Annotated in this window: 10 protein-coding genes; 6 read left to right on the top strand and 4 right to left on the bottom strand. The window is 72.9% G+C overall.

Features of this window, described 5'->3' with window-relative positions; all coding sequences use genetic code 11:
* Positions 1–50: 50 nt before the first annotated feature.
* Positions 51–989 carry a DMT family transporter gene (locus HHX35_RS32930; RefSeq protein WP_182902572.1) on the top strand — a complete coding sequence of 313 codons (939 nt, stop codon included), beginning with the start codon at positions 51–53 and terminating at the stop codon, positions 987–989.
* Positions 990–1,044: 55 nt separating this feature from the next.
* Here the strand turns inward: HHX35_RS32930 and HHX35_RS32925 are convergent, their stop codons facing one another.
* Both HHX35_RS32925 and HHX35_RS32920 read right to left on the bottom strand, forming a co-directional pair.
* Positions 1,045–1,821 (bottom strand): DoxX family protein, encoded by a 777-nt coding sequence (locus HHX35_RS32925; RefSeq protein WP_182902571.1) that lies wholly within the window; start codon positions 1,819–1,821, stop codon positions 1,045–1,047.
* A 75-nt stretch (positions 1,822–1,896) separates the two neighbouring features.
* Positions 1,897–3,486, bottom strand: coding sequence for an MFS transporter (locus HHX35_RS32920; RefSeq protein ID WP_182902570.1), 1,590 nt, complete (start codon positions 3,484–3,486; stop codon positions 1,897–1,899).
* A 222-nt stretch (positions 3,487–3,708) separates the two neighbouring features.
* On the opposite strand from HHX35_RS32920, the gene HHX35_RS32915 reads away from it, so the two are divergent.
* The 3 genes from HHX35_RS32915 (at position 3,709) to HHX35_RS32905 (ending at position 9,890) form a co-directional block, all read left to right on the top strand.
* A complete protein-coding gene (locus HHX35_RS32915; protein WP_220506185.1) occupies positions 3,709–5,613 on the top strand; it encodes a hypothetical protein in 1,905 nt (634 codons plus the stop codon).
* 124 nt (positions 5,614–5,737) lie between these two features.
* Complete coding sequence (locus HHX35_RS32910) at positions 5,738–8,086, top strand: AAA family ATPase (protein WP_182902569.1); 2,349 nt, start codon at positions 5,738–5,740, stop codon at positions 8,084–8,086.
* A gap of 100 nt (positions 8,087–8,186) precedes the next feature.
* Positions 8,187–9,890 carry an ABC transporter family substrate-binding protein gene (locus tag HHX35_RS32905; RefSeq protein ID WP_182902568.1) on the top strand — a complete coding sequence of 568 codons (1,704 nt, stop codon included), beginning with the start codon at positions 8,187–8,189 and terminating at the stop codon, positions 9,888–9,890.
* Between the two features lie 111 nt (positions 9,891–10,001).
* Here the strand turns inward: HHX35_RS32905 and HHX35_RS32900 are convergent, their stop codons facing one another.
* Both HHX35_RS32900 and HHX35_RS32895 read right to left on the bottom strand, forming a co-directional pair.
* Positions 10,002–11,504, bottom strand: coding sequence for a hypothetical protein (locus HHX35_RS32900; RefSeq protein ID WP_182902691.1), 1,503 nt, complete (start codon positions 11,502–11,504; stop codon positions 10,002–10,004).
* A gap of 225 nt (positions 11,505–11,729) precedes the next feature.
* Positions 11,730–11,921: a hypothetical protein gene (locus HHX35_RS32895; protein ID WP_182902567.1), complete on the bottom strand. Its 192-nt coding sequence runs from the start codon at positions 11,919–11,921 to the stop codon at positions 11,730–11,732.
* Positions 11,922–12,085: 164 nt separating this feature from the next.
* Between HHX35_RS32895 and HHX35_RS32890 the strand changes: the two genes are divergently transcribed.
* Positions 12,086–12,652 (top strand): HhH-GPD-type base excision DNA repair protein, encoded by a 567-nt coding sequence (locus HHX35_RS32890; RefSeq protein ID WP_139576371.1) that lies wholly within the window; start codon positions 12,086–12,088, stop codon positions 12,650–12,652.
* Positions 12,653–12,871: 219 nt separating this feature from the next.
* Positions 12,872–13,757, top strand: an 886-nt coding sequence (locus HHX35_RS32885) for a PAS domain-containing protein (protein ID WP_259405634.1), incomplete at its 3' end; no start/stop codon positions are given.

Here is a 13,757-nt window from a genome sequence, read left to right as displayed (position 1 = left end):
GCCACACCGCACTACGCTCCTTACCGGCACAAATCGGAAGGAATGCGCGTATGCGACGGTGGCTCCCGTCTTTCATCCTGTTGGCGCTCATCTGGGGAAACAGCTTCTTCTTCATCAAGGTGGCGCTGGGGAGCCTCCATCCACTCCAGATCTCCTTCGGCCGGATGGCCGTCGGCGCGCTGACCCTGCTCGTCGCCGTGCTCGCGACCGGCCGCCGGCTGCCCCGCGACCCCCGCCTGTGGGGCCACTTCGCGGTCGCCTCGATCGTGCTGACCACGGTGCCGTTCACCCTCTTCGGGTACGGCGAGCAGCACGTCTCCTCGGTCCTCGCGGCGATCTGGAACGCCACGACGCCGCTGTGCACGCTGCTGTTCGCGCTGCTGCTGCGCAGCGAGAAGGCGACGGCCACCAGGGCGACCGGGCTCGGCCTCGGCTTCGCCGGGGTCATGGTGGTGCTGGGCGTGTGGCAGCCGATCTCCGGCGGCGAGGCCGTCGGCAGCCTGGCCTGCTTCGGCGCGGCCGCCTGCTACGGCGTCGGCGGGGCGTACATGGGCAGGTTCATCATCCCGCGCGGGGAGGAGCCCATCGTGCTGGCGGCCGCGCAACTGGTCGCCGGTACGGCCGAACTCGCGGTGATCACGCCGCTCGCCGGGGTGAGCCTGGTCGAGTTCGACGCCCCGCTCACGGTCTGGGGCAGCATCGTCGCGCTCGGCGCGTTCGGCACCGGCATCGCCTACCTGCTGCTGTACGGGATCCAGCGGCAGGTCGGGGTGACGACCGGATCGGCCGTGACCTACCTGATCCCGGTGTTCGCCGCCGCCTCCGGCGTGGTCTTCCTCGGCGAGCACCTGACCTGGAACCAGCCCGCCGGAGCGCTGGTGGTGCTGCTGGGCATCGCCGTGATCCAGGGGATGGTCCCTCGGCGCCGCGCGCGGCGTACCGTTCCACCGGTGCCCGCCGTCCCCGCCGAGACCGACGCCGCGGCCTGACCCCGACCCGCGGGGCCTGGCTCGCACGCCTGGCCCGTACGGCGTGGTTTCCCGCTCAGCGGGCCGGGGGCGCCTCGGCCCGGCTCTCCGTGGTCGTGTCGTCCTCCCGCCGCGTACGCCGCTGCCGGGGCGCGGCCTTGCGTACCGTGGTCGTGGCCTGAGCCTCGTCGCCGGGCCGCTCCGCGGCCGTCCCGGCGGTGGTGGTTGTTTCCGCGGCCACGCCGCCCGCCGGGGGCGGCTTCGGCGATCCGGACGAGCCGGTGGAGGGGGCGGGCGTGGGCCGCCGCTCGCTGGAAGCCGGCCCGGGCGGGGCGGGCCTGGCCGGGGATTCGCCCGCGCCCGGGTCGCCTGGCCGCGGCGGGCGCAGCGCCGCGATGACCGCGTCGGCCTCCGCCTCGGCCGCGAACTCCCCGGCCGCCTCGGCCTCGCGCCGTTTGATGACCACCATGTGGTCGACCGAGATCCGGCCCGCGCCGGTGACGGCCAGCAGCACGGAGGCGGCCCCGAGGGCCACGATCAGTTCGATGTCGCCTCCGGTGAGCGGCAGGCCGCTGTCCCCGGCCGTGACCACGAACACCGCGAGGGCCTCGGCGAACAGCAGCAGCCCGACGACCGGCACGGCGAGGCCCGCGATCAGCAGCGCGCCGCCCACCAGCTCGGTCAGCATGGTCACCGGCGCCCACACGTGGGGCAGCGGGGCCTGGAGCGCGGTGAACTGGTCGGCGGTGGCGTTGAGGCCGGCTTCGAGCTTCTGCCAGCCGTTGGCGAAGAAGATCCCGCCGACGCCCATGCGGGCGGCCAGCGAGGCTAAGTCGTGCAGGGTTCTCTTCACGGCTTCTCACTCTGGGTGGGGGGTGACTTGCCCGGACACTTCCCCGCCTGCGCCGCCGTCATGCGCGCGGCCGGCTCAGGTCCGTACGCCGCCGGACTCCTCGGCGTCGGCGCTCGCGGGGGTGGGAACGTGGCGGGGGAGCAGCAGGGCCACGGCCAGCGCGGTGAGCGCGAGCAGCGCCACGCTCACGACGATGGTGGAGTGCAGGGCGGTGACGAAGGCCGCGCGGGCGGCGTCCAGCAGTGCGGCTCCGGTCGCGCCGGTCTCGTCGGCGACGTGCGCGGCCGAGGCCAGGGACTCACGCGCCTGCGCCATGAGCCCGGCCGGGATCCCCGGGACGGTCGTGAGGGAGGGGGCGTACACGATCGTGGTGATCGTCCCGAGGACGGCGATGCCGAGGCCCGCCCCCAGCTCGTAGGCCGTCTCCTCGATCGCGGCCGCGCCGCCGGCCCGCGACTCCGGCACGGTGGCCATGATCGTGTCAGACGCCGCCAGCAGGGCGACCTCGACGCCGAAGCCGATTCCCACGAAGCAGACCGCCAGCATCACCGGATGCTGTTCGGTGCCCCAGGTCAGCACCGGGGTGAGGGACAGCGCGGTCAGGGCGAGGCCGCCGCCGACCGTCGCGCGCAGCCCGACGCGCCCCAGCACGTGCGCGGCGGCCAGGCCGCCCGCGACGGCCGCGACCATGAGCGGCAGCATCCGCACGGCGGCCTCCAGGGGAGACAGCCCCAGCACGAGCTGGAGATACTGCGCCAGCATGAGCTCCAGCCCGACCAGCGCGAAGATGGCCAGCAACACGCAGCCGACGCCGGTCGCGAAGCCGCGCTGGGCGAACAGCCCGATGTCGAGCAGGGGGAACGGCAGCCGCCGCTGCCGCCGCACGAACCAGACGAGCAACGCGACGCCGGCCAGGAGCACGGCCAGCGAGAGCCCGCGGCCCAGGGTGTGCCCCGACCCCGCCTCCTTCAGCCCGAACGCGACGGCCAGAATGCCCAGGGTGGACAGCGCCGCGCTCAGCGCGTCCCACGGATGGTCGGCCCGCCGCGGCGACGCCGGCAGGATCCGTACGGCGAGCGGCAACGCGACCAGCAGCAGCGGCACGTTGATGAGGAAGACCGCGCCCCACCACAGGTGCTCGACGAGAACCCCGCCGATCAGCGGCCCGACGGCCGCTCCCGCGGCGGCGACGGCGCTCCACACGCCGAGCGCGATCGCCCGCTCGCGCCGGTCGGTGAACACCTGCCGGATGATCGAGAGCGTCGCCGGCATGATCATCGCGCCGCCGACGCCGAGGAAGGCCCGCGAGACGATGAGCGCGAGCGGGGTCGCGGCGAACGCGGCCGACAGCGAGGCCAGGCCGAACACCACGTAGCCACCCAGCACGAAGGGCCGCCTGCCATACCTGTCGCCCAGCGTGCCGAACGTCACCAGCAGCGGCGCGACGACCAGCGAGTAGCTGTCGATGATCCACAGGAGCTGCACGGACGACGGTTCCAGGGCCGCGGTGAGCGCCGGGACGGCGATGTGCAGCACGGTCGCGTCGACCGCGATGAGGAGCAGGCTGAAACACAGGAGCACGAGCACCGACCACCGGCTCGCGCGGTGCTCCCGCAGGGCACCTGCGGCACGGACGGTGACGGACTCGACCGAAACCATGATCATAGTCCGCTCAGTGCTCCTGCCCCAAAATCCCGGCCCGCTGGAACATGCGTGGCAGCTTAGGCCATGAGAAGCGGATCTCTCAGCCCTTCCGGTGATGTCGGGAACAAATCGCCGGATCCGTATCACCGCAGGTGATCAAGTGGAGCGATCCGCCTCTCTAGAGAGCCATAGGTATATATCCCGCGTCTAGGCAAGCGGCCGAACGCAACGGATCATGCGGTCGTGGGGAGCGATATCGACGGATGTGATACGTCCCCGGTGCCGCCCCCGCTCGACCGCGCCGACCCCCGCGCCTGGTGCGCCGTCGCGGTGGCCCGGCTGTCGCACGACCAGCCGGAGGCGGCGCTGGAAGCGGCGCGCCAGGCGATCGGCCGCGATCCGCAGGACGAATGGGGGCATCGCCTGGCCGGCGCGGCCCTGGAGCGTCTCGGCCGCGACACCGAGGCGGTCGCGGCGGCGCGGGAGGCCGTACGGCTGGCGCCCGGCTCCTGGGCGGCGCGGCTGCGGCTCGCGAGCGCGCTGCGGCGGATCCCCGGACGGTGGCGGGAGGCGTGGGCGGAGGCCCGGCGTGCCGTCCGGTTCGCCCCGGACGAGCCCGACCCGCACGTGCTGTGCGGCGACCTCGCGCTGCTGCGCGGCGACCACGACGGGGCGGCCCGGGCGTACGGCGCGGCGCTGCGCAGGCGCGGGGACCACCCGGCGGCGTGGGTGAACCTCGGCCTCACGCTGCTGCGCTGGCAGCGGCCGCGCGATCACCACGACCCCGCGTGGGAGGCCGACCCGCGCGACACCGGGCGGGCGCGGCGCGCCCTGGAGACCTGGTCGCGGCAGGTGCGCGTGATCCTCGCGGTCGCGACGGCCGGGATCTGCGCGGCCGTCGTGCTGCCCGGCCTGGGCCTTCTCACCGGCGCGCACCGGCAGCTCCCCGCCATGCACGGGGAGGCGCGGATCGGCGGCGCGCTGGCGCTCGCGGCCGTCCTCGTGGTCTGCGTCCGGCAGGCCGCGCGCGTGAGCGCCTGGGCCTACGTTCCCGGCATGCTCCGGCGCGACCTGAGGCTCGGCATGTCGGTCGCGCTCGGGCTGCTCACCCCGGCGGCGTACGTGGCGGGGCTGGCCACGCTGCCGGAGCCGAGGCCGGGTTCGCTGCAGGAGGTGGGCGAGGTCTGGGCGGGGGCGACCGGGCTGGTGCTCCTGAACCCCGCCGCGGCGCTCGCCGTCAGGCTCCTGGCCGAGACGTGGAGGGGACGCCCGGTCGCCGCGCTGAGGCGGTTCGCCGCCGCGCTGCCCGTGCCGCCCGTGCGGCCCGTGCCGTCCGGCCCGGGCGCCGCCGATCGGGACAGGACCGCGGCGGCCGACCGGGCGGCGACGCGCGACATCGCCGTCGCCTTCTGGATCGTCGCGGCCCGCGCGTGGCAGGCGGCCGCGGCGCTCATGCTGGTGCCCAACGCGGCCGGCGCGCCCCTCGCCGCCGTCGCGTGCCTGGCGGTCCCGGTGGGGCTGCTGCGGGTGCGGACGACGGGCGCGCCGCGGCCGCACGACCGGTGGCTCGCCGCGGCGCTCGCCGCTCCGGCCGTCGCGGCCCTCTGCGCCGCCGGCGCGGGTGCGGCGCGGGTCCTCACGGGGCCGGACCCCGTCGTCGTGGCCCTGTGGCGCTGTGCCTGGGGCGCGCTGGCGCTCGGGGCGGCGGCCTTCGCGGTGCGCGCCACACGGGCCTGGTGGCGTGGCGGGCCGGGCCCGTGGCGCGACTCACTCGTGCCGTCCGAGTCGCGCGGCACGTGGATCCCCGGCGACCTGACCCCCTCGGCCGGCCTCAGCGAGGAGGTGCGGCACGCCGCGGCCTACTCCGGGAACGTGGTCCTCGCCTGCACTGGGGCGGACGGCCCGCGCGCGCTCGCGGTGAGCGCCGTGACCTCGGTGACCCCTGCGGGCGAGTTCCGCCTCATCGCCGGCGACGAGGCGTGGGACGCGGTGCGGCGCGACCCGCGCGTGGTCCTTTTCGTGGGAGATCCGCGATTCTGGGCAGAGGTACGGGGCGTCGCCGTGCCGGACGACGACGTGCTGCGGGTCACGCCGCGGCAGGTTCTGATGCGCGAGTACCCCGGACGCCACCAGGCCCGCACCCGGTAGCCGCGAATCGCGCAACTCGGGCGGGCGACCCGTTCCGGAGACGTGCGTCGTCCACCGCGCCGCACGGGTCCACCCATTCCGTTCGCACGTGCGGTATAACCGGGGTCGAAGCGGGGAGGCGTCGATGCGGGACTCCGACAGGGCACGGGCGGCGAGCCTCTTAAGCCGGACTGCGGCACGTGATCTGTTCGAACAGGTGCGTTTCCGCTATTTCCAACTTCCGCCATTCGCGCGACGCGCGCTGTTCGTGGTGCTGCTCGTCGCCACCATGGGAGTGGCCGCGGCGCTCAACTGGTCGCTGGCGCCCACGTTCATCTACACGTTCCTGGCGCTGTGCTTCCTCGCGCTGGCGCTCAGCTATCCGCGCGCCGCCGCGACCGTGCTCGTGCTCGCCGGGTGGGGTCTGCTGCTGCCGCTGTTCATGGGCGTGTTCGGCGGGCAGTCGATCGTGCCCGGCCTGCTGATGCTGCTGGGCGCGCTGACCGGCGGCGCGGCCCACCTGATCCGGTGGGTCCCTCCGTGGCTGACGACGCTGATGTCCCTCGCGCCCGCCGGGGTCGTCGCGCTGTCGCTGTCGCCGCTGTCGCCGTCCGCCGCCCTGTGGGGCGCGTACGGCGTCGCCGCCGCGCTGCTCCTCTTCCGCCTGGTGCTGGCCCGGAAGGTGCGCGCGGAGGCGGAGCGGGAGGCGGCAGGCGCGGAGCCCCAGGTGCAGGTGCGCGCCAGGGCGGGCGGGCACCAGCCCGCCGCGGCCGAGACCGGCGCTCCGCCGCCCATCACGGTCGAGCAGGCGCTCGCGGAGCTGGAGTCCATGATCGGCCTCGAACCGGTCAAGGAACAGGTGCGCGCCATCGCCGCGTCGATCGAGGCGGCCCGGCTGCGCAGGGAGGCGGGATACGCCAACGAGCGGCCGATGCGCCACTTCGTGTTCGTCGGCCCTCCCGGAACCGGCAAGACCAGCGTCGCCAGGTCGCTCGCCAAGATCTTCTACGCGTTCGGGCTGCTGGAGACGCCGTTCGTGGTCGAGGCGCAACGGGCCGACCTCGTGGGGGAGTACCTGGGGGCCACGGCGATCAAGACCAACGAGCTGATCGACCGCGCGCTCGGCGGCGTCCTGTTCGTGGACGAGGCGTACAGCCTCATCAACTCGGGCGAAGGCCAGCCCGACCGGTTCGGCGCGGAGGCCGTGCAGACGCTGCTCAAGCGCGCCGAGGACGACCGTGACCGGCTCATCGTCATCCTGGCCGGCTACGAGCGGGAGACGAACGACTTCCTGGCGTCCAATCCGGGGCTGTCGAGCCGTTTCGCCACCCGGGTGCGCTTCCCCAGCTACAGCCCCGCGGAACTGCTGGAGATCACCGAGGCGCTGCAGCAGCGCCGGGGAGACCTGCTCGCCCCCGAGGCCCGTCCCGTGCTGCGCCGGCTGTTCGAGGACGTGGAGCGCCGCGGGCTCGTCGACGACCTCGGCAACGCCCGCTTCGCCCGCAGCCTCGCCGAGGCCGCGGCGCAGGCCCGCGACGTCCGCGTGGTAAGCGCGGGCGGGGCGCCGCGCGGCGAGGACCTGGTCACCGTCACCGCCGACGACGTGACCAAGGCGTTCAACGAGATCACCGCGCGATACCGCGGCTACCAGGTCACCCCGACCCTGGACGAGGCGCTCGCGGACCTCGACAGGATGGCCGGCCTCGAACCGGTCAAGCGGCAGGTCCACGCGATCACCGCTCAGCTCAAGGTGGCCAGGATGCGCCAGGAGCAGGGCCTGCCGGTCCAGTCGCAGATGCGGCACTTCGTGTTCGTCGGCCCTCCCGGCACCGGCAAGACGACCGTCGCGCGCATCCTCGGCCGGATCTTCTCCGCGCTGGGCCTGCTGGCCCGGCCCGACGTGGTCGAGGCGTCGCGGGCCGACCTGGTCGGCCAGCACCTCGGCGCCACCGCGATCAAGACGAACGAGCTGGTCGACCGGGCGCTCGGCGGGGTGCTGTTCATCGACGAGGCCTACGGCCTGGTCAACACCGGCTACTCGGGGGGCGACGCCTTCGGGGCCGAGGCGGTGCAGACCCTGCTGAAGCGCGCCGAGGACGACCGCGACCGCGTGGTCATCATCCTGGCCGGCTACGAGCGCGAGATGGACGCGTTCCTGGCGACCAACCCCGGCCTGGCCTCCCGGTTCAACCAGCGCGTGTCGTTCCCCTCCTACAGGCCGTCGGAGCTGACCGAGATCGCGCAACTGCTGGCCGCCGGGAGCGGCGACAGGTTCGACGCCTCCGCCGCCCGCGATCTCGCCGACGTCTTCGACTGGGTCTGCCGCGAGAGGCTCATCGACGGGCTGGGCAACGGCCGCTTCGCGCGGTCGCTGTACGAGCGGGCCGCGCTGCGGCGCGACGTCCGGCTCGCCGAGCAGGGGTCGGCGAACGCCGCCGAGCTGACGACGATCACCAGTGATGACGTCCGCAGCGCGGTAGACGAGTTGTCCTGATGTCGTAGGAAACCCCCCGGACGCGTGTCCCGATGGCCGCAGGCCGTCACTTCCTGCTACTAATCGACTGCGGATGGTAGCTGGAGGATCGGAGAAGCACGTGAGAGCACGATGGCCGGTTGCCCTGGCCACACTGGCCGCTCTGTGGGCCGCCGGTGCCTGCGGCGTGCAGCGGGGGCCGGGTGAACCGGACAGCGGGCTCGCCCCCTCCCCGGTCAAGGCGTACGACATCAACCCGCTGGCCCGCGACAAGGTCAAGGACGGCGGCACGCTCCGGTGGGGGCTCACCGACTTCCCGACACAGTGGAACCGCAACCACGTCGACGGCGACAGCACCGCCGTCAAGGCGGTGACGGACGCGCTGATGCCCCGCACGTTCCGGTCCGACGAGCGGGGGCGGCTGACCCTCGACACCGACTACGTGACCAACGCGAGGATCACCGCGACCTCCCCCCGGCAGGTCATCACCTACTCCATCAACCCCAAGGCGAAGTGGTCGGACGGCAGGCCGATCACCTGGACGGACTTCGCCGCGCAGTGGAAGGCCATGAGCGGCCGCGACCGGGACTACCGGGTCGACTCGACCATCGCGTACGAGAACATCCAGAGCGTGGCCAGGGGGGCGAGCGACCGCGAGGTGGTGGTCACCCTCGCCCAGCCGTTCAACGAGTGGCAGTCCCTGTTCACGCCGCTGTATCCCAGCACCACCGACGCGACCGCGGCCGCGTTCAACGCCGACTGGATCAACCGCATCCCGGTGACCGCTGGGCCGTTCCGCGTGGAGCGCCTCGACGTCAAGGGCAGGACGGTCACGCTCACCCGCAACCCCGCCTGGTGGGGCAACCGGGCCAAGCTGGACACCATCGTGTTCCGGACCGTGCGTCCCGACCAGATGGTCCACGCGTTCACCAAGGGAGATGTGGACGTCTTCGAGGTGGGCCCGTCCCCCGACGACTACGCGAGGGTCAGAGAGGCCTGGGACGCCGTGGTCCGGCAGGCCGCGGGCACCCAGTATCGGCAGCTCACTCTCAACGGGGAGAGCCCGGTCCTGGCCGACGCGCGGGTGCGCGAGGCCGTCGCGGCGGCGCTCGACCGCCGCGGTCTCATGCAGGTGGACCTCAAGGGCCTCGGCTGGCCGACCGTGACGCTGGACAACCACTTCCTCATGAACAGCCAGTACGGCTACCACGCCAACGCCGGGGAGCTCGGCGGGTACGACCCGAAGCGCGCCGGGCGGCTGCTCGACCAGGCGGGCTGGAAGCTGTCGGGCAAGACCCGCGTGAAGAACGGCAAACCGCTCACGCTGCGCTTCGTCGTCCCCGACGGCATCGTCATGAGCGGCGTCGAGGCCGACGTCGCCCGGCAGATGCTCGAGCGCGTGGGCATCCGGGTCGACGTGCGCAAGGTGTCCTTCGACGACTTCTTCGGCAAGCACCTCATTCCCGGCGACTTCGACATCACCGCCTTCGCCTATCCGAGCACGCCATTCCCGGTGTCGAGTGCCTTCGACATCTACGCGGACGGCGAGAGCGGCGGCCGGGGCGACGACATCGAGTGGTACTCCAACCTCGGGCGCAGCGGGAGCAAGCAGATCGACGAGGCCATGTACCGCGCCGGCAGCACGCTCGACCCCGACAAGGTGCCCGGACTGCTGAACGAGGCCGACCGGCTGGTGTGGAAGAAGGTCAACGTGCTGCCGCTCTACCAGTGCCCGCAGGGCGTGGCCGTGCGGTCCGCGCTGACCAACATCGGGGCCAACGGGTTCTTCGACCTCAGGTATGAGGACATCGGCTACGCCTCCTGAACGGCCGCCGCCGCCGGGCCGCCGCCGGCGAGCCGGTCGGACCGGCGCCGCGCAGGTGCGGCGAATGATCAGCCGCGCCGCCGTATTGCCGTAGGGGAGGAGTTCCCGGCGTCAGGTGGGAGGTTCGTCCGGGATGTCGGCGATGTCGTCCAGGGCGGCGGCCAGCTCGTCCGGATGGTCGCCGATCCGCTCGGCGATCTCGATGAGGACGTGCAGCACGTCGTGCCGGTCGTGCCCCAGGTCGATCAGGCGCTGGGCGGCCTCCCACAGCTGCGGCGGGTCGCCGACCCACAACCGGCTCGCGATCTCCTCGTGCCAGGCGAGGTGCTCCTCCAGGTCCGTACGGCCGAGCTCGTCGGCGTGGTCGATCTCCAGCAGGATGCGCCGGTCGGCCTCGTCCGCCGGGTTCAGCAGGTCGAGGTTGGTCGAGCCGCGCATGCCCTGCAGCAGGGGGAACGCGAACGCGCGCCGGGCCAGCGCGGACAGGTCGCCGTCGGGCAGCAGCCGTTCCACGAGAGATCGGTCCAGCCCGAAGGTGGTCGGGTCCCGGTACGCCTCGGTGAAGCGGGCCGTCGCCTCCCAGACCGCGTCGAGCGTCGCCCGCACGCCCTCGTCGGGCAGCCCGATCCGGGGGCCGGCGAAGCGCACCCACGCCGACAGCACGTGCGGCATCGCGTCCTGCTCCGCCGGGGTGAGCAGGACCTTGCGCGGCAGCCAGTCGAGCAGGAACGTCTCGCACTTGGTCGGGCTCACCCGCATCGGCCGGCCGAAGTCCTGGTCGCAGCCGTAGTCGATGATGTGGTCGGCGCATCGGGACGCGGCCGAGGGGTCCGACAGGTTCTCCGCCGCGTCCGAGGCGAGGAACTCGGCCGCCAGCATCGCGCGGCGGTCGCGGCTGTAGGGGGCCTCGGTGTGCGCGGGAGCGGGCCGCATCCGCCCGGGCGGCAGCGCCTTGACGCGCGCCCGCGCGAACGCGTGGTAGGCGCTGTAGCTGTCGCTCACCAGCTTCGGGCCCGTACGGCCGTGCGCGGCGGCCCGGGCCGCCTTCATCGCGAATTCGAGCAGCGCCCGAGCCTGCTGCGGCTCCAGCTCCTCGAACCGCAGCAGCGCGTTGCCCGCGGCCTCCAGCCTGGCCTGCTCCAGCAGCTTGTCGACCTGCGACGACACCCAGGCGTCGCGGGCCATGCCGCCCATGTTGTAGTCGACGACCACGACCAGCGCGTGCCTGTCCTCGCCGTTGTAGGCGAACGTGCACACCACGGTGTCCTGGTCGCCGTACACGTCCCTCGAGACGTAGCAGCCGGTCGGCTTGACGGCGCCGACGCGGTCGGCCCAGCGGGGCCGGGCGACGTCCGACTCCATCAGCGCGAGCGCCGCGCCCTCCGCCTTGGCCGCCTGGCGGGCGGTGCCGAGGTAGGCGACGGAGATGAGCAGGGTGAGCGCGGCCGGCGTGCCGGCCTTGGCCGCGTAGTCCACCAGGCCCTCGCCGAGGATCTGCTCGACGTCGCCGCCGCGCAGCCGCCTGCCCCACCACGCGCCGAGCATGTCGGAGACCATGAGCTCGGCGTCGAGCGGGCTGCGCACGGCGAGCAGCTCCCTGGCCGCCAGCAGCATCTCCGCGAACACGTCGTCCGGCGGCCGGGTCTCCCGGGGGTCACGTCGGCGCCGGCGACTCACGAGATCTCGCTCCGCTCGCTCACGGTGAACACCTTCTCGCATTCCCGCCGCGAAGGGCATCAGGAACACGGCCCGGTGACTTCCCCGTTATCTGCCGCTCCAGCCTTCCCCGCCGTACGGGTACGGGCCGGGGCGACCGTCGCGCGACCGCCGTACGGCGCCTCACCTCCGGGAAGGCGGCGCCGAGTTCACCATACCCAGGAGGCGCTCCCGGGCGACCCGCTCGACGATCTCCGGAGTGACGTCGAGCCCCAGGTGCTCGCCGCAGGCCCAAGCGTCGGCGACGCAGCGGGCGACTGCGGACAAGGGGACGGTCAGGAATTCCGCGGCCAGCCGGCGGGTCACGATTTCCACCGGTTCACGAAGACCCGGCTCCGGTGATGGGCCGCCACTGATTCGTGTTGCGAGTATGGGCATGGACTGCATTCCTCGCTGAATGGGGACCTGCCGCCCCTTATTTCACCTCTTTCCCCGGCGGTGTCAACCCTTCGCGGGCCGCCGCGTGGGAAGCTGACCCCATGCGCATCCGGCTCGCCCAGGATTCCGAGGCCGACGAGCTGCTCGGCCGCAGCCCCCTCGCACTGCTCATCGGCATGCTGCTCGACCAGCAGGTGCCGCTCGAGCGGGCCTTCGCGGGGCCCCGTACGATCGCCGACCGGCTCGGCCGCGACCTGGACGCGCGTGAGATCGCCTCCTATGATCCTGACCAGTTCGCGGCCCTGCTCGCGGCGGCGCCCGCCGTCCACCGCTATCCCAAGGCGATGGCGGCCCGCGTCCAGGCGCTCGCGACCTATCTCGTCGAGCATTACGATGGCTCGGCCGAGAAGGTGTGGAAGGATGTCCGCGACGGCGCCGAGCTGCTGCGCCGGCTGCTGGCCCTCCCCGGATTCGGCCGGCAGAAGGCCCAGATCTTCCTGGCCCTGCTGGGCAAGCAGTGCGGTGTGCGCCCGGACGGCTGGCGTGAGGCGGCCGGGCCGTACGGCGAGGAGGGGGTGCACCGGTCGGTGGCCGACGTCGTGGACGCCGAGAGCCTGCAACTGGTTCGCGCGACCAAGCAGGAAGCGAAGCGGGCGGCCAAGAAGTAGGCCGGATCCTCCTGCGCGAGACGCCGGTCTTTTGACAGGATGCGTTGACCGCATGGCGGGCGGGGCTTCCGTCCGCGCATGCCGATCGCCCATGATGTAGGGCAGATCTGCGCTACCAATCACAGTTATGGAGATGTGCCTCGTGGGAGACGCTGGCACGCGACGGAGGTGCCGACCATGAGCGCCGAAACCTCCGTGCCCCGGCCCCGGGAGCCCGGTTTGGACATATCAGACTCCGACCTCTTCAGAGGCCTGATGTCGGAGGCGCCGTTTGCCTTCGCGTTTTTCAACCCGGATGGGCGTTTCGTCCGGGTCAACTCCACCTTTACCGAGCTGACCGGCCATCCTGTCGAGCTGCATCTTGACCGCCAACCGGCCGAGCTGCTGCCGGCCGACCTGACCACCCTGATCGAGGCGGCGCTGCGCCGGATCGCCGACGAGGCGCTGCCGGTCACCGACCAGCGGATCAGGACCCGCGCCGAGAACGGCGACAGCCGCCACTGGACGGTGTCCTTCTTCCCGATGCGCGACGACGACGGCGTCGTCGGGACCGCGCTGTTCGGGGTGGACGTGACCGAGCGGCAGCTGAACGAGGAGATGCTGGAGCGCAGCGAGGAACGCTACCGCTCGCTGGTGGAGTCGCAGCAGCAGCTCGTGTGGATCAGCTCGCCCAGCGGCTCGGTGGCCGAGGACGCACCGCAGTGGCGGGCCATCACCGGCCAGGGCCTGGAGGAGTATCTCGCGCACGGCTGGCTGGACGCGGTGCACCCCGACGACCGTCCCGGCACCGAGGAGGCGTGGCGCGAGGCGCTGCGCGGCCGGACGATGTTCGAGTGGAGCTACCGGGTGCGCACCCGGGCCAGCGGCTACCGGCACTTCGAGGTCCGGGCCGTGCCGATCATCAGGCACGGCCGCGTGGTGGAGTGGGTCGGGGCTAACACCGACGTCACGCCGCAGCGCGAGGCCGAGGAGATGCGCGGCCGCCTCACCGACCAGCTCGGTGCCGCCGCGCTGCGCACCGCCCGCCTCCAGGGCGCGACCGCCCAGCTCGCCGAGGCGCTCACCGTCGAGCAGGTGGTGCAGGTCATCATCGACGTCGGCCGTA

It is taken from the genome of Microbispora sp. H10830, from assembly GCF_014161375.1.
GTDB classification, from domain to species: Bacteria; Actinomycetota; Actinomycetes; order Streptosporangiales; family Streptosporangiaceae; genus Microbispora; species Microbispora catharanthi.
The sequence above is the reverse complement of the archived record's forward strand: the minus strand, read 5'-3'. Positions and strand labels throughout refer to the sequence as shown.

Excerpts from the sequence above, each read along its gene's own strand:
- HHX35_RS32930 (WP_182902572.1), top strand. The coding sequence starts at position 51 with ATGCGACGGTGGCTCCCGTCTTTCATCCTGTTGGCGCTCATCTGGGGA.
- HHX35_RS32920 (WP_182902570.1), bottom strand. The coding sequence starts at position 3,486 with ATGATCATGGTTTCGGTCGAGTCCGTCACCGTCCGTGCCGCAGGTGCC.
- HHX35_RS32910 (WP_182902569.1), top strand. The coding sequence starts at position 5,738 with ATGCGGGACTCCGACAGGGCACGGGCGGCGAGCCTCTTAAGCCGGACT.
- HHX35_RS32900 (WP_182902691.1), bottom strand. The coding sequence starts at position 11,504 with ATGCTGCTGGCGGCCAGGGAGCTGCTCGCCGTGCGCAGCCCGCTCGAC.
- HHX35_RS32890 (WP_139576371.1), top strand. The coding sequence starts at position 12,086 with ATGCGCATCCGGCTCGCCCAGGATTCCGAGGCCGACGAGCTGCTCGGC.